This is a genomic window from Streptomyces sp. NPDC048441, assembly GCF_043200235.1.
Lineage (GTDB): Bacteria > Actinomycetota > Actinomycetes > Streptomycetales > Streptomycetaceae > Streptomyces.
This window is the reverse complement of sequence record NZ_JBICXM010000004.1, coordinates 320,435-343,463: the sequence shown is the minus strand read 5'-3', so window position 1 is coordinate 343,463 and position 23,029 is coordinate 320,435. Positions and strand designations below refer to the sequence as shown.

The window sequence follows — 23,029 nt, the reverse complement described above, 5'->3', positions numbered from 1 at the left end:
GCGCCCCGAAGGGGCGCGGGGAACTGCGCGCCCAGCCACGACGCGCCCGCACACGGCAATCCCCGCGGACGACTCAGTCGCCGTCCTCCAGCTTTGAGCCCTTCAGGAGGAACCACGCCGCCACGGCAGTGGCGATGAGCACCACCGCGCCCGCCCCCGCCGCAAGGCGAAGGCCGTCCACGAAGGCGTCCTGGGCCGAGGCGAGCAGGGCCTGGGACTCGTGGGCCGGGAGCCCCGCCACCGATTCGACGGCGCCCCCGAGCGACTCGTGCGCCGCCGACGCCACGTCGGGCGGGGTCCCCGCCGGAGCGGTGAAGTCCCGGTAGACGCCGGTCACGATGGAGCCGAGCAGGGCGATGCCGAGCGCCGCGCCCAGTTCGTACGCCGTCTCCGAGACCGCGGACGCCGCACCAGCCTGCTCCTTGGGCACGCTGGAGAGGATGACGTCGGCGGTCACCGTGAACGAGAAGCCCGCGCCGATGCCGACGACCAGGAGCGAGGCTCCGAGCAGCGGATAGCCGGTGCTCTGGCTCAGCGTGGTGAGCGCAGCGAGGGCGAGGCCCACCGCCGCGAGCCCGCCGGCGACCACCGCGCGCACGGAGAACCGCCGTGCGACCATGCCCGCGATCAGACCGGCGGCCACCGCGCCCACCGCGGCCGGCAGTTCGGCGAGGCCCGCCTCGAACGGCCGCCGCCCCTGGACCAGTTGCAGGAACTGGGAGAGGAAGAAGACCAGGCCCGAGAGCCCGAGGACCGTGAGGAGATCGGCGAGCACCGCCCCCGAGAACCCCCGGTTACGGAAGAGCCGCATGTCGAGCAGCGGTGCCGTAAGGGTGAGCTGGCGCCGCACGAACCAGGTGAGCGCCGCCACGCCGAGCAGGCCGGCCGCTCCGACGTCCCAGCGGATGCCGTGCGCCGCCGCCTCCTTGATGGCGTACACGATGCCGATCATGCCGATGAGCGAGAGCACGACGCTGATCAGGTCCCAGGGGCCCGGCGCCGGATTCTTCGACTCGGGCAGGAGCTTGATGCCGACCACGACCAGGACGGCCATCACCGGCAGGTTGATCAGGAAGACCGATCCCCACCAGAAGTGTTCGAGCAGGAAGCCGCCGACGACGGGGCCGACCGCCGCACCCGCCGACGCCGCGGCGCCCCAGATGCCGACGGCGAGGCTGCGCTCGCGCGGGTCGTGGAAGATGTTCCGGATCAGCGCGAGGGTGGACGGCATCAGCGTCGCGCCCGCGACACCGAGCAGTGCCCTGGCCAGCATGAGGAGTTCGGGAGTCGTCGCGTAGGCGTTGAGGACCGAGACCGCGCCGAAGGCGACGGCGCCGGTCAGCAGGAGCTTCTTGCGGCCGATGCGGTCACCGAGGCTGCCCATGGAGACGAGCAGACCGGCGATGACGAACGAGTAGATGTCACCGATCCACAGCAGTTGTGTGCCGGAGGGCTTGAGGTCCTCGCTGATGTAGGGCGTGGCCAGGCCGAGCACCGTCGCGTCGACGGCGACGAGCAGCACGGCGAGGACCAGCACGGCGAGCGCGAGCCACCGGGCGGGGCCGCGCTCCGACTTCGCCGACGCGGTCCCCTGTTGGGTGCTGGTCATGATTCCACTCTCCGTTGCGCGCCGCCGATCAGCAGCTCGGCGATCATGTATGAGAAGTCCTTGGCGGCCACTCGGCCGTCCAGTACGGCCCAGGCGCCCGAGCCGATGAGCCCGTACAGCGCCTCCGTGAGCCAGACGGGGGTCAGATCGATGCGGAACTCGCCGCTCTCCTGGCCGCGCCGGAAGAGCGCGCCGATGCTGTCGTCGAGCCGGGCCCAGCCGTCGTGCTGGGCGTCCTCCTCGAAGAGCTGGTTCTCGGTGACGAGGAACGCGAGGAGACCCGCGGCCGGTTCGATCTCCTTCACCAGGCGGCGCAGCGCTTCCCCCGCGCTGTCCGCACCGAGCCTGGCCGCGGCCAGGGCGGCCTCGCACTCCTGGATCCCGAGCTCTTCCAGGGCGCGTACGAGGGCGTCGCGCCCGGCGAAGTGGCGGTGCAGGGTGGCCCGGCTGATCCCCGCCGCGCGGGCCACCTCGTCCATCGTGGCGGAGCCTTTGCGGGTGAGGAGCGCCGCGGCGCGGCGCAGCACCTGGTCGCGATCGACTGACATGAGACAACCATAATCCATGTGAGACAAATTTGTCTCACGAGATATGCGCGGCGCTCACCGAGAGGTCTGACCGGAGTGATCAGAGCGATCAGTGCCAGGGCAGCTGCCCGCGCCGCTCCCAGTACGCGGCGGGCTCCTCGACAAGCCCCGCAAGCCTCTCCAGCTGCTCCGCGTCGAGGTCGACGGCCGCCGCGTGCAGGTTCGACACGAGCTGCACGGAGGTGGCGGCGCCGGAGAGCGCCACGCCCGCCCACGGCTGACGCAGGACAAGCGCGAGGGCCACCGCGTCGCAGCCGAACCCGGTCTCCGCGGCGATCTCGCGCAGCGGCGCCGGAGCGTGCCCGTCGGCGAGGCGGCCGTTGGCCATGGCCTCCTTGACCAGGACGGTGAGCCCCGCGTCATGGGCCTCGGCGAGCGCCGGGCCCGCCGAGGTCTCCAGGGCGTTGTACGTGGCCTGGACGGTACGGAAGAGCGGCTCACCGTCGACGGTCACGGCGAGGGCGGCGCGGATCGCCGCGGCCTGCTCCGGGCCGCTGACGGAGAGCCCGACACTCACGCCGTCAGCCGCCGACTCGGCCAGCCTGGCGTGCAGTTCCTTGTCGGTGAGGGCGGGGCTCTCCGGTGTCACGGAGTGGATCTGATAGAGGTCGAGCCGCTCGCCGAGCAGCTCGGCGCTCTCCTCTCGCTGACGGGCGTACGCGGTGACGCTGTGGTCCTTGACCTCGTGCGGGCCCGCGGCATCGGTGGCCCAGGCAGCCGTGTACGTATAGCCCCACTTGCTGCCGACCACGACGTCACGGATGTCGGGCCTCGCGTGCAGCCAGTCGGCGAGGAACTCCTCGGAGCGGCCGTAGGAGCGCGCCACGTCGATGTACCGGACGCCCAACGCGTAGGCGGCGTCGAGGAGTTCGAGGGTGCGCTCACGCAGGGCCTCGACGCTGCGTGACGGCGGCAGGTCGGCGTCACGGTCGAGCGTGATGTAGCCGGGCCTGCCGACGGCGGCGAGGCCGAAGCCGATGTGGGCGGTGGGGGTGGTCGCTGCGGCCAAGCGGGAGAAGGGCATCGCGGGCTCCGTTCGGTCGGCTCCTTGCACAAGACGACCAACGTAACCCGCGATGCCCACGTCAACGCGGCACCCGCCGCCCCGGCATCACTTACGCGCCGCGGCCCACTCCTGCTGAACCGTCAGATCGGCCTTCACCTCGGCGAGCTGGGCGGCGACGGCCGAGGGGGCGGTGCCGCCGCGACCGTCGCGCGATGCGAGGGCGCCCGGGACGTTCAGGACGGTCCTGACCTCGGGGGTGAGGTGCTCGGAGATCTTGGCGAACTGCTCGTCCGTGAGCTGGTCGAGCTCGATGCCGTGCGCCTCGCACTCCTTGACGCACCCGCCCGCGACCTCGTGCGCGACACGGAACGGCACTCCCTGCTTGACCAGCCACTCGGCGATGTCCGTGGCGAGCGAGAATCCGGCCGGGGCCAGCTCTTCCATGCGCTCGCGGTGGACGGTGAGCGTCGCCATCATGCCGGTGAAGGCGGGGAGCAGGACCTCCAGCTGGTCGCAGGAGTCGAAGACCGGCTCCTTGTCCTCCTGGAGGTCGCGGTTGTACGCGAGCGGGAGTGCCTTCAGCGTCGCCATCAGGCCCGTCAGATTGCCGACAAGACGCCCCGACTTGCCGCGCGCCAGCTCGGCGATGTCCGGGTTCTTCTTCTGCGGCATGATCGACGAGCCGGTCGAGAACGCGTCGTGGAGGGTGACGAAGGAGAACTCCTTCGTGTTCCAGATGATGATCTCCTCGGCGATCCGGGAGAGGTTCACGCCGATCATCGCGGTGATGAACGCGAACTCGGCAGCGAAGTCCCGCGAGGCCGTACCGTCGATCGAGTTGCCCACCGAGCCGTGCTCGAAGCCCAGATCCGCGGCGACGGCCTCGGGGTCGAGACCGAGGGACGACCCCGCGAGGGCGCCGGAGCCGTACGGCGATACGGCCGTCCGCTCGTCCCACTGCCGAAGGCGTTCCGCGTCCCGGGCGAGGGGCTGGACGTGCGCGAGGACGTGGTGCGCGAAGAGCACGGGCTGGGCGTGCTGGAGGTGCGTGCGCCCCGGCATGGCGACGTCCGGGTGCGCCTCGGCGAGGCCGACGAGTGCGCCCTGGAGGTCGGCGATCAGGCCGCCGATGATCCGGGCGTGGTCCCGCAGGTACATCCGGAAGAGCGTCGCCACCTGGTCGTTGCGGGACCGCCCCGCGCGGAGCTTGCCGCCGAGGTCGGGGCCGAGCCGGTCGAGCAGGCCACGCTCGAGGGCGGTGTGGACGTCCTCGTCGGCGATGGTGCCGACGAAGTCGCCCGAGGCCACGTCGGCCGCCAGCTGGTCGAGCCCGCCCGACATGCGGGTCAGCTCGTCGTCGGTGAGCAGCCCCGCCTTGTGGAGCACGCGCGCGTGCGCGCGGGATCCGGCGATGTCGTACGGCGCGAGGCGCCAGTCGAAGTGGACCGACGCGGATAGCTTCGCCAGGGCCTCGGCGGGCCCGTCGGCGAACCGTGCACCCCAGAGCCGGACGTCACCGCCGTTGTTGCTGCTCACTTCACGTGCTCCTTACCCTGCATTCGAGGTCATGCATGAGTATGCAATGTTCCGTATGTTTCGTCAATCTGCCCGTCAATCCGACCCATGGCGCGAGACGCCGCACGAAGTCGTTAGACAGGCGAATGATCTCTGGTGAATAATCCTTAGACATGGGAAAGACTTACGAACGCATAGACGGCAGACTCCGCTCGTTCATCGAGGCACAGCCTCTCTTCTTCACCGCGACCGCGCCCCTCTCCGACGACGGCACCATCAATCTCTCCCCCAAGGGACTCAGCGGCTCGTTCGCCGTCATCGATGAACACACCGTGGCCTATCTGGACTTCGCGGGCAGCAACGCGGAGACGGTCGCGCACCTGCGCGAGAACGGCCGCATCACCCTGATGTGGACCGCCTTCCAGGGCCCGCCCAACATCGTCCGGGTGCATGGCCGCGGCGAACCCGTCTTCCGCGACGACCCGCGCTGGGCAGGGCTGCTCGGGCATTTCCCCGACATCGACCCGACCCCGCACGGCCTGCGCGCGATCATCGTCGTGACGGCCGAACTCGTCCGTGACACCTGTGGATACGCGGTGCCCTTCATGTCGTACGACAAGGACCGCGACCTGCACGGCAAGCGCTTCGCGCGCGAGGACGACGCGTCACTGAGCGAGTACTTCACCAAGAGGCAGATCGCGGAGAGCATCGACGGCCTGCCCGGAGTGCCGTTGCCCCTGCCTCCCACTACCGTCTGAGCCATGCGCCCCCGTGCCGCCGTCCTCGCGTCCGCAGCCGTCCTCGCACTCGCCGGCACCCTCGGCGCCGCGCCCGAGGCACGCCCCCCGCTGCCGGACCGGATGGCCGACACGGGCGGCGGCACCCAGCTCATCACCGCCCGCGCCACGCGCACCGGCTCCACCACCGGCACGGTCACCTGGTGGGACCGGCGCTACGGGCGGTGGGCGAAGTCCGGCTCGGCGGCAGCGAGGTTCGGCGCGAAGGGCCTGACGGAGGGCGGCTCGCGCAAGCAGGGCACGAACACGACACCCACGGGGATCTTCGGCCTCCCGTACGCCTTCGGCATCAGGGCGAAGCCGTCCGGCACGCACTTCACGTACCGCCGTGTGACGAAGAAGTCCTGGTGGTGCCAGGACAACAAGTCCCGCTCCTACAACCGCTGGACCCAGCCACGCCCCGCCGACTGCCGCGCCGCCGAGTCCGAGCACCTCATGACGTACGACCCCCAGTACGCGCACGCCCTGGTGATCGGCTTCAACTACGACCGTCCGGTGCGGGGGCGCGGCGCCGGGATCTTCCTGCACGTCAACGGACGCGGGGCGACGGCCGGTTGCGTATCGGTGTCCGGGGACGCGATGCGGCGGATCCTCGCGTGGGCGGAGCCGGGGCGGCGGCCGCACATCGCGATCGGGACGGCGTCGGGGGCGACGGCGATCACGCGGTACTGAGCGGCCCACGGACGGTTTCGGGCAGTTCCGGGCAGCTTCGTGTAGCGACCACATATCGAGACGGGGTTGCGTCCGCGCGGCACGGCGGCGTTGCATCGCCGGGTGCAAACCGAACAGACGACCCCCAGCTCCGGCTCCAGCTCCAGCTCCGCGGAGAACGGCGACAAGGCCGCACGCCTCGCCGTCACCGTCTTCCCCGTCCTCGTGCTCGCCGCGGGCGCGCTCGGCCTGATGGCGCCGGACGCCTTCAAGAGCTGGGGCACGAACGTCCCGTACCTCCTGGGGCTCGTGATGTTCTGCATGGGGCTCACCATGACCCCGCTCGATTTCCAGGGTGTCGTCAAGCGGCCCTGGGCCGTCGCGCTCGGGCTTGTCGCGCACTACGTGATCATGCCGGGCCTCGGCTGGCTGATCGCCCACGCGCTCGGGCTCTCGCCCCAGCTGGCGGCGGGCGTGATCCTTGTCGGCTGCGCGCCCAGCGGGACCGCGTCCAATGTGGTGACCTATCTGGCCCGCGGCGACGTGGCGCTCTCCGTCTCCGTGGCCACCGTGTCGACCGTGCTCGCGCCCCTCATCACACCGCCGCTGACGCTGCTTCTCGCGGGCGAGTACCTGCCCGTCGACGCGGGCTCGATGGTCACGGACATCCTGAAGACCGTGCTGCTTCCGGTCATCGCCGGTCTCGTCGTACGTCTCCTCTTCGGGCGCTGGATCGGTCGCGTCCTCAGCGCGCTGCCGTGGCTCTCCGCCCTGACCATCGCCGTCATCGTGGCGATCGTGGTCGCGGGCAGCGCGGCGGCCATCAAGTCGGCCGCCCTGCTCGTGTTCCTGGCCGTCGTCCTGCACAACGGCCTCGGCCTCGCGCTCGGCTACGGCGCGGGCAAGCTGGCCCGGCTCGGCCCTCCGGCATCGCGCGCCATGGCCTTCGAGGTCGGAATGCAGAACTCGGGGCTCGCCGCGTCGCTCGCCACGGCCCACTTCAGCCCGCTCGCGGCACTGCCCGCCGCTGTGTTCTCCGTGTGGCACAACGTGTCCGGGGCGCTGGTCGCGGCCTGGATGTCGCACCGGGCACGGCGGTCGGAGCAGGCGGAGCAGGCCTGACGGCCAGCTGACCGGTCCCTTATGCCCGCAGTCGCTTGCCCTGGCCGTCGCAGGGCAGGTCAGCGGATCGGTGGTGGACGAGAAAGTCGCGGGTGGCCTGGCGTTGGACCTCCGCGATGGCCGTCGGCTGGACGTCGATGATGCCGCCGAAGGGGCGGTCGACGTCCCGGATGATGCACAGCGTCGTCGTGAGCAGTGCGGTGATCACGGTGAGCGTGATCAGTTGTCCGCGGTTGCTCCTGCGGGGCAGGCAGATCCCAAGAGCCATCACGGTGATGACGAGGGTGGCGAGCAGGAACCAGAAGATGGCGCCGGGGATGCTGGCGGTCGCCTGGGTGAGGCGTTCCTCCCGATCGTCGGAGCGCTTGTTGTCGGCGGCGACCAACATGCCGAAGACCGGCTTGCCCTCCAGTTCCCGGAAGGTGTGGCGGAAGTCGGTCGACCAGACGCTCGGCGCCCGGGAGCCGTGGCCGTCCGACATGGCGGACCACTCCTGGGTGCGGACGGCACGTGCGTAGCAGACGGCGCCGGCCTGGATCCGCGCGCGCTGGGCCTCGGGCCCGTACTCGGCGGTCTCCACCAGCTGGTCCAGGGCGCGGGCCTCGCCGCGGGAGGCGACCTCGGCCTTGCCGTACGAGCCGTTGGCGGTGACGAGGACGAAGGCCAGCAGCAGGACGGTCAGGGTGAGCAGCGGACCGACGAGATCCTTGACGGCCATGCCCGTGTCGTCGTCCTCACTGACGAGCCGGGGGCGCAGGTAACGGTTCGCCGCGAGACCCGCGAGAAGAGCGAGCACGGCGACAACGATGACGAGAAGCACAGGAATGCACCTCCGGGAGGGGGCGTCCGGGCGGGGGGCATTCATGATCATTTCGTGACCCACGGTATGGGACCCGCAGAAACGCCGGACGGGCTGAGATTCCGCGGTCCTGCGGGAATCTCAGCCCGTCCGGCGTGTGAGGACGAACTCGGCGAAGCCGGTGATGTACAGCCGCCCAAAGGGCCAAGGCTCAAAGCCCAACGCCCAAGGCCCAAGGCCCAAGGCCCAGCTAATGCTCGTTCGACGCCAGCCGCAGCAAATGATCCGCCAGCGCCTGACCCCCCGTAGCCTCCCGGCTGATCAGCATCAGTGTGTCGTCCCCCGCGATCGTCCCGAGGATGTCGTGCAGCTCCGCCTGGTCGATCGCCGACGCCAGGAATTGCGCGGCCCCCGGCGGCGTACGAAGGACGACCAGGTTGGCCGACGCCTCCGCGGAGATCAGGAGCTCCGCGGAGAGCCGCCGCATCCGCTCTTCCTTGGCGGACTCCCCCAGCGGAGCGCGCGGCGTGCGGAAGCCGCCCTCGCTCGGTACCGCGTAGATGAGGTCGCCCTCGGCATTGCGGATCTTCACCGCGTTCAGCTCGTCCAGGTCCCTGGAGAGCGTCGCCTGCGTCACCGTGAGGCCGTCGTCGGCGAGCAGCTTCGCCAGCTGGCTCTGGGAGCGCACCGGCTGCCGGTTGAGGATGTCCACGATCCGGCGGTGGCGTGCGGTGCGGGTCTGCGGCACCGCGGGCCCGGCGTGATCCGGGTGCTCCGCGTGCTCATTGCCTTGCGCCTGGCTCATCGTCGTCTCATTCTCCGGATCGTCCGTCCCCGTCGGCCGCGGTGGCCTGGTCAAGCACGCCGGGCAGGGCCCGGAGGAACGCGTCCACCTCGTCGTCGCGCACGTTCAGCGGCGGCATCAGCCGTACGACATCGGGGGCGGGGGCGTTCACCAGGAAGCCGGCGTCCTGAGCCGCCTGCTGCGCCTGGGGCGCGAGCGGCTCGGTGAGCACGATACCCAGCAGCAGGCCCGCACCCCGGACATGGCCCACCAGCGGGTGCCCCAGTGACTCGATTCCGCCGCGCAGCTTCTCGCTCGCCCGCTTCGTGTTCTCGAGCAGGCCTTCGGCCTCGATCGTGTCGAGCACCGCGAGTCCCGCGGCGCACGCCACGGGGTTCCCGCCGAACGTCGTTCCGTGGTGACCGGGCTTGAGCAGGTCCGCCGTGGCTCCGAAAGCGACCGTCGCGCCGAGCGGCAGGCCGCCGCCGAGGCCCTTGGCGAGCGTGACGATGTCCGGCTGCACGCCCTCGTGCGCGAGATACTCGAACCAGTGGCCGGTACGGCCGATTCCGGTCTGCACCTCGTCGAGGACGAGAAGGGTTCCGGTGGCGGCGGTGATCTCGCGGGCCGCCTTCAGGTAACCCGCGGGCGGCACTACGACGCCGATCTCGCCCTGGATGGGTTCGATGATGACGAGGGCGGTCTGGTCCGTGACCGCCGCGCGCAGGGCCTCGACGTCGCCGTACGGCACGTGCGTGACGTCACCCGGCAGCGGCAGGAACGGCTCCCGCTTCCCGGGCTGGCCGGTGAGCGCGAGGGCGCCCATCGTGCGGCCGTGGAAGCCGCCCTGCGTGGCGACCATGTGCGAACGCCCGGTCAGGCGGCCGATCTTGACGGCGCCTTCGTTCGCCTCGGCGCCCGAGTTGCAGAAGTACACCCGGCCCGCGCGTCCGAAGAGCTGGAGCAGCCGCTCGGCAAGCGCGACCGGAGGCTCGGCGATGAAAAGGTTCGAGACGTGGCCGAGGGAGGCGATCTGGGCGCTGACCGCCTCGACGACCGCCGGGTGGGCGTGGCCGAGCGCGTTGACGGCGATGCCGCCTACGAAGTCGACATACTCCTTGCCGTCGGCGTCCCACAGCTTGCTGCCCGCGCCGCGGACGAGGGGCAGCCTGGGGGTGCCGTAGTTGTCCATCAGCGCGTCCTGCCAGCGCTTGGTCAGTTCCTGATTCCCCGTCATGACCGCACATCCCCCTCTGCGTCCGGCACGACCATCGTGCCGATGCCTTCGTCGGTGAAAATTTCCAGCAGAATCGAGTGCTGGACCCGCCCGTCGATCACGCGGGCCGTCTCGACGCCGTTGCGTACGGCGTGCAGACAGCCCTCCATCTTCGGAACCATGCCGCTCGCCAGCTCGGGAAGGAGCTTCTCCAGCTCCTTCGCGGTCAGGCGGCTGATCACCTCGTCGCTGTTCGGCCAGTCCTCGTAAAGACCCTCGACGTCCGTGAGGACCATGAGGGTTTCGGCGTCCAGCGCCGCAGCGAGTGCCGCAGCCGCCGTATCAGCATTGACGTTGTAGACATGGTGGTCGTCCTGGGAGCGTGCGATCGAGGAGACGACCGGGATGCGGCCGTCCGCGAGCAGCGCCTCGATGGCGCCGGTGTCGATCTCGGTGATCTCGCCGACCCGGCCGATGTCGACCAACTCGCCCTCGATGCGGGGCTGGTGCTTGGTGGCGGTGATGGTGTGCGCGTCCTCGCCGGTGAGGCCGACGGCGAGCGGACCGTGCTGGTTGAGCAGGCCGACGAGCTCGCGCTGGACCTGTCCCGCGAGGACCATGCGTACGACATCCATGGCGTCCTCGGTGGTGACCCGCAGGCCCGCCTTGAACTCGCTGACGATGCCGTGCCGGTCGAGGGCGGCGCTGATCTGCGGTCCTCCGCCGTGCACGACGACGGGCTTGAGGCCCGCGTGGTGCAGGAAGACGACGTCCTGCGCGAAGGCGGCCTTCAGCTCCTCGTCGACCATGGCGTTGCCGCCGAACTTGATGACGACGGTCTTGCCGCGGTGCCGGGTCAGCCAGGGCAGCGCCTCGATGAGGATCTGCGCCTTGGGGAGCGCGGTGTGCTTCCGCGCGGTCGGGTTGCTACTGCTGCTGCCGCTCATGACGCGTACGCGCTGTTCTCGTGGACGTAGTCGGCGGTGAGGTCGTTGGCCCAGATCACGACCGGCTCGGCGGTGCCCGCCGACAGATCCGCGGTGATCTTGATTTCCCGGTACCGCATGTCGACGAGGTCGCGGTCCTCGCCCACACTGCCGTTCTTGCAGACCCATACGCCGTTGATGGCGACGTTCAGCTGGTCCGGCTCGAAGGCGGCCTTCGTGGTGCCGATGGCCGAGAGCACCCGGCCCCAGTTGGGGTCCTCGCCGTGGAGGGCGCACTTGAGGAGGTTGTTGCGGGCGATGGAGCGGCCCACCTCGACGGCGTCGTCCTCACTCGCCGCGTTGATGACCTCGATCCGGATGTCCTTGCTCGCGCCCTCGGCGTCGCCGATGAGCTGGCGCGCCAGGTCGTCGCAGACGGAGGTGACGGCTTCGGTGAACTCGGCGTATTCCGGGGTGACGTGAGCTGCTCCGGAGGCCAGCAGCAGCACCGTGTCGTTCGTCGACATGCAGCCGTCGGAGTCGACCCGGTCGAAGGTGACCTTCGTGGCGGCGCGCAGCGCCTTGTCCAGGACGTCCGCTTCGAGGTCGGCGTCGGTGGTGAGGACGACGAGCATCGTGGCGAGTCCGGGGGCGAGCATCCCCGCACCCTTCGCCATGCCGCCGACTGTCCAGCCACCGTCCTTGGTGACCACGGCCGTCTTGTGCACGCTGTCGGTGGTCTTGATGGCGATGGCGGCCTTCTCGCCGCCGTGCGCGGAGAGTTCACCGGCCGCGGTATCGACTCCCGGCAGGAGCTTGTCCATGGGGAGCATGACGCCGATGAGTCCGGTCGACGCGACGGCGACCTCGCCCGCGTTCAGGTCGAGCACCTCGGCGACCTTCTCGGCGGTGGCGTGCGTGTCCTGGAAGCCCTGGGGTCCCGTACAGGCGTTGGCACCACCGGAGTTGAGGACGACGGCCGAGACGAGCCCGCCCTTGACGACCTGCTCCGACCAGAGGACGGGGGCGGCCTTGACGCGGTTGGAGGTGAAGACGCCCGCGGCGGCCAGGCGGGGCCCGGTGTTGACCACGAGGGCCAGGTCCGGGTTGCCGTTCTCCTTGATTCCGGCCGCGATGCCCGCCGCCGTGAATCCCTGCGCTGCCGTGACGCTCACGGTGCCACTCCGATCGTGGAAAGACCGAGCTCCTCAGGGAGCCCGAGTGCGATGTTCATGCTCTGCAGGGCGCCGCCCGCGGTGCCCTTGGTGAGGTTGTCGATGGCGCTGATCACGATGACGCGCCCCGCCGCCTCGTCGTACGCGACCTGGATCTGTACGGCGTTCGAGCCGTACACGGCGGCGGTCGCGGGCCACTGCCCCTCGGGGAGCAGGTGGACGAACGGCTCGTCCGCGTAGGCCTTCTCGTACGCGGCACGCACGGACTCGGCGGTGACGCCCTCGGTGGCCTTCGCGCTGCACGTGGCGAGGATGCCGCGGGGCATCGGCGCGAGGGTGGGCGTGAAGGAGACGGTGACGGGGGTACCCGCGGCGGCGGACAGGTTCTGGATCATCTCCGGGGTGTGCCGGTGCACGCCGCCCACGCCGTACGGCGACATGGACCCCATGACCTCGGAGCCCAGGAGGTGCGGTTTGAGCGCCTTGCCCGCGCCCGAGGTCCCGGTGGCGGCGACGATCACCGCTTCGGCCTCGGCGAGCCCGGCGGCGTACGCGGGAAAGAGCGCGAGCGAGACGGCGGTCGGATAGCACCCGGGCACGGCGATGCGCTTGGACCCTGCCAACGCCGCCCGCCCGCCCGGCAGTTCGGGCAGTCCGTAGGGCCAGGTCCCGGCGTGCGCGCTGCCGTAGAACTTCTCCCAGTCCCCCGCGTCCTTGAGCCGGAAGTCGGCGCCCATGTCGACGACGAGCACATCCGGACCGAGCTGCTCGGCGACTGCGGCGGACTGACCGTGGGGCAGCGCGAGGAAGACGACATCGTGCCCCGCGAGCACCTCTGCGGTGGTCGGCTCCAGAACGCGGTCGGCGAGCGGAAACAGATGCGGCTGGAGCGCACCCAGGCGCTGGCCCGCGTTCGAGTTGCCGGTCAGGGCGCCGATCTCCACCTCGGGGTGGGCGAGAAGCAGACGCAGCAATTCACCGCCCGCGTACCCACTCGCCCCTGCCACTGCTGCGCGTACCGCCATGGAACCCTCCTCCTAGAGAGCATGACTATACGCATTGCCGCAGTTTTATGCAATGTAAATGCATACGGCCGGGCGCGACGCCGAGCCGCGACTGAGCAGCCGATCTGGCCGAAGCGTCCGCCGGAGACCCAGCCGCTCGTCGCAGTTCGGTGACCCGGGTCACACCCGGCTCCTGTCAGCAATCGGGGCGCCATCCCGTTCAAAGGGCACGCGAACGAGACAGGAGCAACGCCATGAAGCACCGCATCGTCGTACTCGGCGCCGGATATGCCGGGGCCTTCGCCGCCGGAAACCTGGCCCGCCGGCTCTCCCCCGCCGACACCGAGATCACCGTCGTCAACGCCTTGCCCGACTTCGTTGAGCGGATGCGGCTCCACCAGTTCGCGATCGGCAAGGACGTCGCGTTCCGCACGCTCGCCGACGTATTCGCGGGCACCGGGGTGCGGCTGTGCCTGGCCCGCGTCACCGGCGTCGATCCCGAGCGCAGGACCGTTGCCCTGACCGGCGAGGACAACGACAACGACGGGGCCGGCGAGCTCGCGTACGACACGCTTCTCTACGCGCTCGGCAGCTCCGTGGCCCACCACGGCGTCCCCGGCGTGGCCGAGTACGCCTTCGATGTGACCGGCCGGTCCTCGGCGCTGCGGCTGCGCGAGCGCCTGGCGGGCCTGGGTGAAGGCGGCACCGTCCTTGTCGTCGGTGAGGGTCTTACCGGCATCGAGTCCGCCACCGAGTTCGCCGAGTCCCGGCCCGACCTCTCGGTCGCGCTCGCCGCCCGCGGCGAGCTGGGCGCCTGGCTCTCCCCGAAGGCCCGCCGTCACCTGCGCCGGGCCTTCGACCGGCTCGGCGTCACCGTCCACGAGCACACCGGCATCGAAGCCGTCGAGCCGACACGGGCGATCGCCGCAGACGGCACGTCCGTCCCGGCCGACGTGACCGTGTGGACGGCCGGGTTCGCCGTGCACCCCATCGCGGCCGCCAGCGGCCTGGAGGTCGCCGAGACCGGCCAGATCGTCGTCGACCGCACCATGCGCTCGGTCTCGCACCCGGACGTCTACGCCGCCGGTGACTGCGCCTATGCGATCGGCGACAACGGCCGCCCGCTGCCGATGTCCTGCGCATCGGCCGGCTTCACCAACATGCAGGCGACGGCCGCGATCATCGCGCGCCTGACGGGCGGCAAGGTGCCGACCGTCGGGATGCAGTACTACGGAAACCACATCAGCCTCGGGCGGCGGGACGCGATCTTCCAGAAGGTGGACGGGGACGTCCGGTCGAAGTCCTGGTACCTGGGCGGCTGGGCCGCCACGCGGCTCAAGTCGAGCATCCTCAAGGGGGCCCTGTGGAGCATCGTCCACCCGACCTTCGGTGTGCCGAAGCGCAGGCGCCGCCTGGCCACCGCGCCCGACCGGGCCGGTGTGCGGGTCGCCGCATAGGTTGTCTCACATGAACAGCGCAGCCATCGATCGGTTCGAGGCCAGCCGGGGCAGGCTGGCCTCGCTCGCGTACCGTCTGCTCGGCTCGGCCGCCGACGCCGAGGACGCCGTGCAGGACACGTTCCTGCGCTGGCAGGCCGCAGACCGCGCACGGGTCGAGGCGCCGGAAGCATGGCTGACCAAGGTCGTCACCAATCTCTGCCTCGACCGGCTCCGCTCGGCGCAGGCACGCCACGAGCGAGCGGCCGGTGCCTGGCTGCCCGAGCCGCTCCTCGATGGCGACCCGATGCTCGGCCCTGCCGACACCTTCGAGCAGCGCGAATCGGTGTCCTTGGCCGTACTGACCCTCTTGGAGCGCCTCTCGCCGGTCGAGCGGGCCGTCTACGTCCTGCGTGAGGCCTTCTCGTACAGCCACGCCGAGATCGCCCGGATCCTCGACATCACCGAGTCCACCAGCCAGCAGCATGTCCACCGGGCCCGGATCCGGGTCGCCGCCGAACGCCGCCGCGGCGGCGAGGCCGACCCCGCGTCCGCGCGCCGGGTCGTCGAGGAGTTCCTCGCGGCCGCCATGTCGGGGCGCACCGAACGGCTGGTGGCGCTGCTCACCGACGACGTGACGGCCTTCTCGGACGGCGCCGGACTGGCCAAGCGGCTGTTGCGCTACACGACGCGCGAGCGGGTCGCCTCCTACGTACGGGCCGGCTTCAAGCCCACGCCGGCGAAGCGACGCCTGGCCGGCGGCTCGCCCGCGATGCATATCGCGGTGGTCAACGGCTCCCCGGCCGTCCTCGCCGTGGTCGCCGACCGGGTCGTGGGCGCCGTGGCGTTCGAGGTCAGCGACGGCAAGGTCGCGTCCCTGCGCGGCATCGGCGCCGCGGACCGGCTCGCGCGCCTCAATAAGGCCTGGCAGCAGCACGAACCCGACGTGCCGGTCATCACCGCATGGTGACCAGAGCCACCGCCGATGAGTTCCGGTGAGTGCGAGGGTCAGTACAGGGAGAGGCGAGAGGCCCGAGCGCGGGTCTCCCGCGCTCCGCAGAGGAGCAGACCAGCAGACGACAGGAGAGAGCCATGCCCCGCATCACGCCCAACCTCTGGTTCGACACGCAGGGCGAGGACGCCGCCAAGTTCTACGTCTCGGTGTTCCCGAATTCCAAGATCACGAATGTCTCCTACTACGGCGAGGCCGGCCCTGGCCGGACCGGGACCGTCCTGACGGTCGAGTTCGAGCTCGACGGTCAGCGGTACACGGCGCTCAACGGCGGGCCCCAGTTCACCTTCAGCGAGGCGGTCTCCCTCATGGTCGACTGTGCCGACCAGGAAGAGGTCGACTACTACTGGACCAAGCTCGCCGAGGGCGGCGAAGAAGGCCCCTGCGGCTGGCTCAAGGACAAGTTCGGGCTCTCCTGGCAGATCACCCCCCGAGAGCTGATCACGCTCGTCAGCGACCCCGACGAGGGGCGCGCTCAGCGGGCCATGACGGCCATGCTCGGCATGAAGAAGATCGACGTGGCGGCGCTGTACGCGGCGGCGGACAAGGCGTGAAGGCCGCAGAGCCCGCAAGGCCCGGCTAAATGGCTTGACTTGGAGTCGACTCCAACTCCTAGGGTCGGAGCCGTCCGCCCGAACAGGGCACACGGCTCCACCTGGAGGTACCGGCATGACCAGCATTCCCACCCGCCGTCTCGGAGCACTGACCGTCTCGGCGCAAGGGCTCGGCTGCATGGGGATGAGTCACGCGTACGGCGCTGCGGACGACGCCCAGTCGATCGCGACGCTCCACCGTGCCCTCGACCTCGGGGTCAGCCTGCTCGACACCTCGGACTTCTACGGCGAGGGGCACAACGAGGAGCTGATCGGCCGCGCGCTCGCCGGACGGCGCGAGCAGGCCGTCCTCGCCACGAAGTTCGGCTTCGCCAACCGGCTCGGCGAGCCGACGAAGATCAGGGGCGACGCGGCGTACGTACGAGAGGCGTGCGACGCCTCGCTGGGGCGCCTCGGGGTCGATCACATCGACCTGTACTACCTGCACCGCGTGGACCAGAGCGTGCCGATCGAGGAGACCGTCGGTGCGATGGCCGAGCTCGTCGAGGCAGGGAAGGTGCGCCACCTCGGGCTCTCCGAGGCGAGCGCGCAGACGATCCGGCGGGCCCACGCGGTGCATCCGATCGCCGCGTTGCAGAGCGAGTGGTCGCTGTGGACGCGGGACCTGGAGGCGGAGATCGCGCCGGTCTGCCGGGAGCTCGGCATCGGCGTCGTGCCGTTCTCGCCGCTCGGGCGTGGCTTCCTGACCGGGCGGTACACCTCCCTCAACAGCCTCGAGGAAGGCGACATGCGCCGCAAGCAGCCGCGGTTCGCCGACGGGAACCTCGAGCGGAACCTGGCCATCGTGGAGGCCCTGGACGCGCTCGCCGCCGAGAAGGGCGTCACCGCGGGGCAGCTCGCCCTGGCCTGGGTGCAGCACCGCGGCGACAACGTAGTGCCGATCCCGGGCACGCGCCGGGAGAAGTACCTCACGGAGAACCTGGGCGCCCTCGCCATCGAGCTCTCCGCCGATGAGCTCGCCGCGATCGACGCGGTGGCGCCGGCGGGCGCGGTCGCCGGGACGCGCTACGACGAGGGCAGTCTCGGCTTCGTCGACAAGTAGATGTGGCGGGTGGGCGGGGACGTAGCCTGCGGGTATGCCGTTTCCCGATGAGCCTGATGAGCTCGCCGACGCATTGGTGTTCCACCCGGTGCCTGACGTCCTGGCGTACCTGGCCGGGGAGTGGCAGGTGGCCCGGACGGCACAGGATGTGGCGGGGAACGCGGAGGGGCACTTCAGGGGGACGACGGTGTTCTCGTGGGCGGCCGACGGCGGCCTCCTGCATCACGAGTCCGGCACCTTCACCTGGCGCGGCACCCCGCGCCCCGCCGAACGCACCCTCCGCTTCCTGCCGGGCGCCGGCCCGGCCACCGCGCATGTCCACTTCGCCGACGGCCGCCCCTTCCACGACCTGGATCTGCGCACCGGCCACCACTTCGCCGACCATCCCTGCGCGCTCGACCTCTACCGGGGCGAGTTCGAGGTGTACGACGCGGACCGCTGGCGGACGCGGTGGCGGGTCGCAGGGCCCGCCAAGGATCTGATCCTCACCACGGATTACGTCCGGTCGCCGCCGCCCGCATGAGGGGCTAGAGCGCGGCCGCGCCCTCCCCTTCCGTCGCGATCCGCAGGTTCCAGCGGCCGCCGTACCCGGTCAGGGTGACCGTGGAGAGGGGGCGCACGTCGATGTTCCAGTACGTCGACGGGGGCGCCTTCAGGGCATAGACGAGGGCGGCACGGACCACCGCGGGTTCGGCCACCGCGAGGATCCGTGAACCGTCGCCGACCGGGCGCGTGTCCAGCCAGCCGCCGATGCGCGAGATGAACGCGAGCAGCGATTCTCCGCCGTGCGGCGCCGAGCGCGGATCGCTCAGCCAGGCATCGACGGCGGCAGGCTCCCGGGCCGTCACATCGGCGAGGGTCAGACCGCGCCAGCGCCCCATGTCGCAGTCCCGCAGGGCCGGTTGGGCCAGCGGTGCGAAGCCGAGGGCGTCGCCGGTGGTGCGGCTGCGCGGCGTGGGCGAGCAGTAGCGCAGCTCGGCCACCCCGAGCGGCACGAGCGTGGGGGCGGCGAGTTGTACCTCGTGCCAGGCCGCCTGGTCGAGCGGCCGATCGTCGTCGAAGCGCTCGGCGAGCAGCGAGCCGCTGCGGGCGGCGGCGATGAGCGAGACGCGAAGGTGCATTCGGTGATCGTGGAGTGCGCGACTGCGCGGGTCAAGGCTTCACGAGCAGTACGCGGACGGCTCGCACGCCCCGGCAACGGCTCACTGCCGACCGAGCGCCATCCACTTCTCGGGCACGTCGAGGACACTGAATCCGACTTTCTCGTACACCCCGTGCGCATCGGCCGTAGCCAGCAGAATCCGCCGCAGACCGCACGGCTCCAGGTGGTCCCTGACAGCGGCCACGAGCGCGCTGCCGAAGCCCTTGCCGCGCACCGAACGGTCGACGTACACATCACAGAGCCACGCGAAGGTCGCGTGATCGGTCACCACGCGTGCGTACGCGACCTGCTCGCCGGAGGCCGTGTCGTAGACCCCGAAGTTGAGCGATCCGGCGATCGCCCGATCCTGCTTCTCGCGGGGCCGCCCCATCGCCCAGTACGCGTCCGTGGAGAGCCACTGATGGACGCGGGCGGCATCGATGCGAGCGGCATCGGCTGATATCTCGTACCCGGTGGGGAGGGTGGGGAGGGTGTCGTGTGCGTCGGTCATGGCGGCAGGCTCGCAGGCGCCCCGCTCGGCCGTCGAGCGGGTTTCACCTGGTGGGACCGCATGGATCTCAGCCCGATTACTCTCAGCCCGCCGCACCCCACACCTCGTCACATGCGGCCCGCAGCCTCCGCACCCCTTCCTTGATCTCCCCCACCCCCGCGACCGCCGCGAAGCTCAACCGCAGGTACGCCGCGGTGGGTTCGGCCGCGAAGTACGGGCGGCCGGGGGCCACCGCGACGCCCGCGCGCAGGGCCGCGCCCACCAGGGCCGCCTCGTTCGTGCCGTCGGGGAGGCGGAGCCACAGGAGGTAGCCGCCCGCGGGGATGTGCGGCACGGCGAGTTCGGGGAGCCCCAGGCGCAGGGCCGCCACCATCGCGTCCCTGCGGTCCTTCAACTCCCCTGCCACCTGCCGGAGATGGCGCGGCCAGGCCGGGGAGCCGACCAGTTCGAGCGCGGCCTCCTGCAACGGCCTCGGCACGAAGAAGTGGTCGACGACCTGGATCGCGCGCAGCCGCTCGAGGACGGGACCGCGGGCGGACAGCGCGCTCACCCGGAAGCTCGGCGATGTCGCCTTGGTGAGCGAGCAGACGTGCACGACGACGCCGTCGGGGTCGTCGGTCTGCAGCGGCCTGGGCAGCGGCCCCGCGTCCTCGTGGACGAGGCGGCGGACGAAGTCGTCCTCGATGACGAACGCCCCGGCCTCACGGGCGATGCGCAGCACCTCCGGGCGGCGCGCGGCGGAGAGCACCGCCCCCGTCGGGTTCTGGAACAGCGGCTGGCAGACGAACACCCGGGCCCCGGTGGCCTTGAACGCCGCCTCGAGCAGTTGGGGGCGTACGCCGTCGATGTCCACCGGCACCGGCACGGGACGCAGCCCCGCCGCGCGGGCGATCGCCAGCATTCCGGGGTAGGTCGGCGACTCGACGAGGACCGGCGATCCGGGCGGGGCGAGCGCCCGCAGTGCCGTGGTGAGCGCGCTCTGGCCGCCCGCCGTGATCAGCACCTCGGCAGCTGTGATCGCGCCGCCGATGCCCCGCGCGAACCACTCCCGCAGCTCGGGAAGCCCGTCGATGGGCGGGCGCCCCCACGCGCCGGGCCGCCGCCCCGCCCGCGCGAGCGCCGCGGCCATCGCCCGCTCGGGCTGGAGGGAGGGGTGCAGATAGCCGCCGTTGAACTCGATGACGCCCGGCGGAGGCGCGGCGAGCGTGACGAGCACTCCGGAGGCGTCCACGGCGCGCGGCACCAGCTCCGTCGCCGCGTCGGCGCTCAGGGACACCTCCTGCCACGAGGTGTCCCCCGCGGGCGCGGCGGCGGCCTGCGGCTCGGCCCGGTAGACGCCCGCGCCGGGCCGCGTGACGACCAGGCCCTCGGCGGCCAGCTGTCCCAGGGCCCGCGAAACGGTCACTGGACTCACCCTGAACCGCTCGATCAGAGCCCGGCTCGACGGCAGCTTTCCACCTGGTGAGTAGCGGTCCAGCTCGGCCCGCAGCTGTTTCGCCAAGTCACCCACACTGCTACTCTCATGCATGACAGCACAGGATAGCGCTACTCGCCCGAGTCGGATAGCAGTCACCGAAGCCGCAGCCACCAGCTCAGGCACAGGCGCAGGCACTCGAGAAGCCGCGCGCACCCGGCAGGCGGGACCCCCGCAGCACAGCTCCCACCGCGCAGGCACCGTCATGGCCGCGCTCGGCGTCACCGCTTTCTCGCTCACCTTCCCCGCCACCGCCTGGGGCCTCGAGGGCATCGGCCCCTGGTCGTTCGTGGCCCTGCGCGTCGTGCTGAGCGCGGTCATCGCGGGCGGCGCGCTGCTCGCCCTGCGTGTCACGTTCCCGGCACGCCGCCACTGGGCGGGGCTCGCGGTCGTGGCCGCCGGAGTCGTCTTCGGCTTCCCGCTGCTCACCACGCTCGCCCTACAGACGTCCACCACCGCCCACGCGGCCGTGGTCGTCGGCCTGCTTCCGCTGACCACCGCCGTGTTCTCGGCGCTGCGCACGGGGGCGCGGCCCTCACGGATGTTCTGGGCCGCCGCGCTCGCGGGGGCGGCGGCGGTGATCGCGTTCACCGTCGTACAGAGCGGCGGCGCCCTGTCGACCGCCGACCTCTACCTCTTCGGCGCGCTCCTCATCTGCGCGGCCGGTTACACCGAGGGCGGCCGCCTCGCCCGCGAGATGCCGGGCTGGCAGGTCATCGGCTGGGCGCTCGTCCTGTGCCTGCCGCTGGCCCTTGCCGGGGCGGCTCTGGCCCTCCAGCACGAGTCCTTCCAGCTCACCGGGCACAGCACCGCGGGGCTGCTCTACTCCGCCATCGGCTCGCAGTTCCTCGGCCTGGTCGTCTGGTACCGCGGCATGGCCGTGATCGGCGTCCCCAAGGCGAGCCAGCTCCAGCTCGCGCAGCCGCTGCTCACCCTGGTCTGGTCGGTGTTCCTGCTCGGCGAGCACCTGACGCCCGCGGCTCCGCTGACCGCCGCCGCCGTCCTCGTCTGCATCGCGGTCACCCAACGGGCCCGCGGTTAGGGCCAGGCTCGCGGCACCGGACGTAGACTGACGGCCACGGACAGCAACCGCAGGGTGGGACGAGGAGGTCGCTCCAGATGCGTGCAACCGTAGGCGACAAGCTGGTGGTCCACGGCAGGACCGTCGGACAGCACGACCGGATCGCGGAGGTCGTCGAGGTGCTCGGCGCGGACGGCGGCCCGCCCTATCGCGTCCGCCTCGAGGACGGCCACGAGACGCTGATGTCGCCGGGCCCCGACACTGTCGTACGGCACGAGGACCCGGCCCAGTAGCTGCTGGACCAGTAGCTCCCGGTCCAGCAGTTCCCGGCCCGGCACGGGATCAGCGCGGGGGCTGCACGCGCTTCCGGTAGTGGTCGGCGACCAGCTGTGTCATCGCGCCGATCTTGTCCACGCCCACTTCCTTCGCGGAGAAGTAGACGTGCCCGCGCACCTGCGGGAACCCCTTGGCGTACGCGAGGTGGCGGGACAGCTCGGCCGGGTCCTGCCAGGCGGCGGGCTGCGCGGGATCGCCCGCCTTGTAGAGGGCCTCCCCCACGTAAAGACGCACGCCCGTGCCGTCGACGACATCGGCCCACCAGGGGAGCAGCTTGCCGTAGTCCGCGACGGTGAAGCCGATGTTCCAGTAGAGCTGCGGGCAGATGTAGTCCAGCCAGCCCTTCTTGACCCAGCCGCGGGTGTCGGCGTGCAGGTTGTCGTAGGTCTGCACGCCCGCCTGGGTGTCCGAGCCGAGCGGGTCGGTCGACGCGTTGCGCCAGACCCCGAAGGGGCTGATCCCGAACTCCGTGCGCCGCCGCACCTCCTTCACGCGCGTGGCCATCTCGCGCACCAGGCGGTCGATGTTGTCGCGCCGCCAAGCCGCCCGGTCGGGGAAGCCGCCGCCGTAGCGCGCGAAGGCGTCGTCGTCGTCGAAGACCTGCCCGGCGACCGGATACGGGTAGAAGTAGTCGTCCCAGTGCACCGCGTCGATGTCGTAGCGCCGGACGGCATCGAGCATCGCGTCCTGGACGAAGCGCCGCACCTCGGGCAGGCCGGGGTTGTAGTAGAGCTTCCCGCCGTACGGCACGACCCAGTCGGGGTGCATCCGGGCCGGGTGCGTCGGAACGAGGCGTGAGGGGTCCGTGTGGTTGGCGATGCGGAAGGGGTTGAACCAGGCGTGCAGTTCGAGCCCTCTGCGGTGCGCCTCCCGCACGGCGGTGCCCAGCGGGTCCCAGCCGGGGTCCTGCCCCTGCACGCCGGTGAGGTACTGGGCCCACGGCTCATACGGCGAGGGCCACAACGCGTCGGCGGTGGGCCGCACTTGGAAGACCACGGCGTTCAGTCTTCGCCGTACGGCCGTGTCGAGGTGACCGATCAGCTCGGCGCGCTGCTGTGCCGCCGTGAGGCCCGGCTTCGAAGGCCAGTCGCGGTTGGCGACCGTGGCGAGCCACATGCCCCGTAGTTCGCGACGCGAAGGCGCATGCCCGGGAACGGCCGCCGCGTCCCCCGCCGCTGTGAGCCCCGCCACCATCGCGGCCGCCGCCACCGTGAACCCCCGGCGTGACATACGCCTCATCCGCTCGCCCCC

General features: G+C 71.1%; 24 protein-coding genes. 10 read left to right on the top strand and 14 right to left on the bottom strand.

Annotated features, from left to right (window positions below; genetic code table 11):
- Nucleotides 1-73: 73 nt before the first annotated feature.
- From ACGFSB_RS12700 to argH, 4 genes are all read right to left on the bottom strand, one after another.
- Nucleotides 74-1,609: an MFS transporter gene (locus tag ACGFSB_RS12700; protein ID WP_393397711.1), complete on the bottom strand. Its 1,536-nt coding sequence runs from the start codon at nucleotides 1,607-1,609 to the stop codon at nucleotides 74-76.
- A complete protein-coding gene (locus tag ACGFSB_RS12695) occupies nucleotides 1,606-2,157 on the bottom strand; it encodes a TetR/AcrR family transcriptional regulator (protein WP_393397709.1) in 552 nt (183 codons plus the stop codon). The genes ACGFSB_RS12700 and ACGFSB_RS12695 overlap by 4 nt, the downstream gene beginning before the upstream one ends.
- 88 nt (nucleotides 2,158-2,245) lie before the next feature.
- A complete protein-coding gene (locus ACGFSB_RS12690; protein WP_393397707.1) occupies nucleotides 2,246-3,220 on the bottom strand; it encodes an aldo/keto reductase in 975 nt (324 codons plus the stop codon).
- 87 nt (nucleotides 3,221-3,307) lie between these two features.
- Nucleotides 3,308-4,738: an argininosuccinate lyase gene (gene argH / locus ACGFSB_RS12685; RefSeq protein WP_393397705.1), complete on the bottom strand. Its 1,431-nt coding sequence runs from the start codon at nucleotides 4,736-4,738 to the stop codon at nucleotides 3,308-3,310.
- Between the two features lie 152 nt (nucleotides 4,739-4,890).
- Here argH and ACGFSB_RS12680 point away from each other — a divergent pair, with 152 nt between their 5' ends.
- The 3 genes from ACGFSB_RS12680 to ACGFSB_RS12670 all read left to right on the top strand — a co-directional run bounded on the left by ACGFSB_RS12680 (nucleotide 4,891) and on the right by ACGFSB_RS12670 (nucleotide 7,287).
- Nucleotides 4,891-5,475, top strand: coding sequence for a pyridoxamine 5'-phosphate oxidase family protein (locus tag ACGFSB_RS12680; protein ID WP_393397703.1), 585 nt, complete (start codon nucleotides 4,891-4,893; stop codon nucleotides 5,473-5,475).
- A 3-nt stretch (nucleotides 5,476-5,478) separates the two neighbouring features.
- Nucleotides 5,479-6,186, top strand: coding sequence for a L,D-transpeptidase (locus ACGFSB_RS12675; protein WP_393397701.1), 708 nt, complete (start codon nucleotides 5,479-5,481; stop codon nucleotides 6,184-6,186).
- A 102-nt stretch (nucleotides 6,187-6,288) separates the two neighbouring features.
- The gene (locus ACGFSB_RS12670; RefSeq protein ID WP_393397699.1) at nucleotides 6,289-7,287 is read left to right on the top strand and encodes a bile acid:sodium symporter family protein; all 999 of its coding nucleotides are present in this window, start codon (nucleotides 6,289-6,291) and stop codon (nucleotides 7,285-7,287) included.
- 19 nt (nucleotides 7,288-7,306) lie between these two features.
- Here ACGFSB_RS12670 and ACGFSB_RS12665 read toward each other — a convergent pair whose 3' ends face one another.
- The 6 genes from ACGFSB_RS12665 to argC form a co-directional block, all read right to left on the bottom strand.
- Nucleotides 7,307-8,107 (bottom strand): hypothetical protein, encoded by an 801-nt coding sequence (locus tag ACGFSB_RS12665; protein WP_393397697.1) that lies wholly within the window; start codon nucleotides 8,105-8,107, stop codon nucleotides 7,307-7,309.
- Nucleotides 8,108-8,336: 229 nt separating this feature from the next.
- A complete protein-coding gene (locus tag ACGFSB_RS12660; protein ID WP_160503870.1) occupies nucleotides 8,337-8,891 on the bottom strand; it encodes an arginine repressor in 555 nt (184 codons plus the stop codon).
- 7 nt (nucleotides 8,892-8,898) lie between these two features.
- Complete coding sequence (locus ACGFSB_RS12655) at nucleotides 8,899-10,107, bottom strand: acetylornithine transaminase (protein WP_393397695.1); 1,209 nt, start codon at nucleotides 10,105-10,107, stop codon at nucleotides 8,899-8,901.
- A complete protein-coding gene (gene argB, locus ACGFSB_RS12650; RefSeq protein WP_393397693.1) occupies nucleotides 10,104-11,033 on the bottom strand; it encodes an acetylglutamate kinase in 930 nt (309 codons plus the stop codon). Before argB ends, ACGFSB_RS12655 begins: the two co-directional genes overlap by 4 nt.
- Nucleotides 11,030-12,187, bottom strand: coding sequence for a bifunctional glutamate N-acetyltransferase/amino-acid acetyltransferase ArgJ (argJ, locus tag ACGFSB_RS12645; protein WP_393397691.1), 1,158 nt, complete (start codon nucleotides 12,185-12,187; stop codon nucleotides 11,030-11,032). The genes argB and argJ overlap by 4 nt, the downstream gene beginning before the upstream one ends.
- Complete coding sequence (gene argC, locus ACGFSB_RS12640) at nucleotides 12,184-13,212, bottom strand: N-acetyl-gamma-glutamyl-phosphate reductase (RefSeq protein WP_393397689.1); 1,029 nt, start codon at nucleotides 13,210-13,212, stop codon at nucleotides 12,184-12,186. Before argC ends, argJ begins: the two co-directional genes overlap by 4 nt.
- A gap of 233 nt (nucleotides 13,213-13,445) precedes the next feature.
- Between argC and ACGFSB_RS12635 the strand changes: the two genes are divergently transcribed.
- The 5 genes from ACGFSB_RS12635 (at nucleotide 13,446) to ACGFSB_RS12615 (ending at nucleotide 17,818) form a co-directional block, all read left to right on the top strand.
- Nucleotides 13,446-14,648 carry an NAD(P)/FAD-dependent oxidoreductase gene (locus tag ACGFSB_RS12635; RefSeq protein WP_393397687.1) on the top strand — a complete coding sequence of 401 codons (1,203 nt, stop codon included), beginning with the start codon at nucleotides 13,446-13,448 and terminating at the stop codon, nucleotides 14,646-14,648.
- 10 nt (nucleotides 14,649-14,658) lie between these two features.
- Nucleotides 14,659-15,597, top strand: coding sequence for a sigma-70 family RNA polymerase sigma factor (locus ACGFSB_RS12630; RefSeq protein WP_393397685.1), 939 nt, complete (start codon nucleotides 14,659-14,661; stop codon nucleotides 15,595-15,597).
- A gap of 122 nt (nucleotides 15,598-15,719) precedes the next feature.
- Nucleotides 15,720-16,193 carry a VOC family protein gene (locus tag ACGFSB_RS12625; RefSeq protein WP_393397683.1) on the top strand — a complete coding sequence of 158 codons (474 nt, stop codon included), beginning with the start codon at nucleotides 15,720-15,722 and terminating at the stop codon, nucleotides 16,191-16,193.
- Nucleotides 16,194-16,308: 115 nt separating this feature from the next.
- Nucleotides 16,309-17,295, top strand: a complete 987-nt coding sequence (locus ACGFSB_RS12620) for an aldo/keto reductase (RefSeq protein ID WP_393397681.1) — start codon at nucleotides 16,309-16,311, stop codon at nucleotides 17,293-17,295.
- Nucleotides 17,296-17,329: 34 nt separating this feature from the next.
- Complete coding sequence (locus ACGFSB_RS12615; protein ID WP_393397679.1) at nucleotides 17,330-17,818, top strand: DUF6314 family protein; 489 nt, start codon at nucleotides 17,330-17,332, stop codon at nucleotides 17,816-17,818.
- Nucleotides 17,819-17,822: 4 nt separating this feature from the next.
- On the opposite strand, the gene ACGFSB_RS12610 is transcribed toward ACGFSB_RS12615, so the two are convergent.
- From ACGFSB_RS12610 to ACGFSB_RS12600, 3 genes are all read right to left on the bottom strand, one after another.
- Nucleotides 17,823-18,416, bottom strand: coding sequence for a histidine phosphatase family protein (locus ACGFSB_RS12610; RefSeq protein WP_393397677.1), 594 nt, complete (start codon nucleotides 18,414-18,416; stop codon nucleotides 17,823-17,825).
- 81 nt (nucleotides 18,417-18,497) lie between these two features.
- Nucleotides 18,498-18,947, bottom strand: coding sequence for a GNAT family N-acetyltransferase (locus ACGFSB_RS12605; RefSeq protein ID WP_393397675.1), 450 nt, complete (start codon nucleotides 18,945-18,947; stop codon nucleotides 18,498-18,500).
- An 82-nt stretch (nucleotides 18,948-19,029) separates the two neighbouring features.
- Nucleotides 19,030-20,475, bottom strand: coding sequence for a PLP-dependent aminotransferase family protein (locus ACGFSB_RS12600; RefSeq protein WP_393397673.1), 1,446 nt, complete (start codon nucleotides 20,473-20,475; stop codon nucleotides 19,030-19,032).
- On the opposite strand from ACGFSB_RS12600, the gene ACGFSB_RS12595 reads away from it, so the two are divergent.
- Nucleotides 20,474-21,463 carry a DMT family transporter gene (locus ACGFSB_RS12595; RefSeq protein WP_393397671.1) on the top strand — a complete coding sequence of 330 codons (990 nt, stop codon included), beginning with the start codon at nucleotides 20,474-20,476 and terminating at the stop codon, nucleotides 21,461-21,463. The two genes, ACGFSB_RS12600 and ACGFSB_RS12595, sit on opposite strands and share 2 nt — an antisense overlap.
- A gap of 77 nt (nucleotides 21,464-21,540) precedes the next feature.
- Nucleotides 21,541-21,735: a DUF1918 domain-containing protein gene (locus ACGFSB_RS12590; protein ID WP_393397669.1), complete on the top strand. Its 195-nt coding sequence runs from the start codon at nucleotides 21,541-21,543 to the stop codon at nucleotides 21,733-21,735.
- A gap of 49 nt (nucleotides 21,736-21,784) precedes the next feature.
- Here ACGFSB_RS12590 and ACGFSB_RS12585 read toward each other — a convergent pair whose 3' ends face one another.
- The gene (locus ACGFSB_RS12585) at nucleotides 21,785-23,017 is read right to left on the bottom strand and encodes a glycoside hydrolase family 10 protein (protein WP_393397667.1); all 1,233 of its coding nucleotides are present in this window, start codon (nucleotides 23,015-23,017) and stop codon (nucleotides 21,785-21,787) included.
- Between the last annotated feature and the right edge of the window lie 12 nt (nucleotides 23,018-23,029).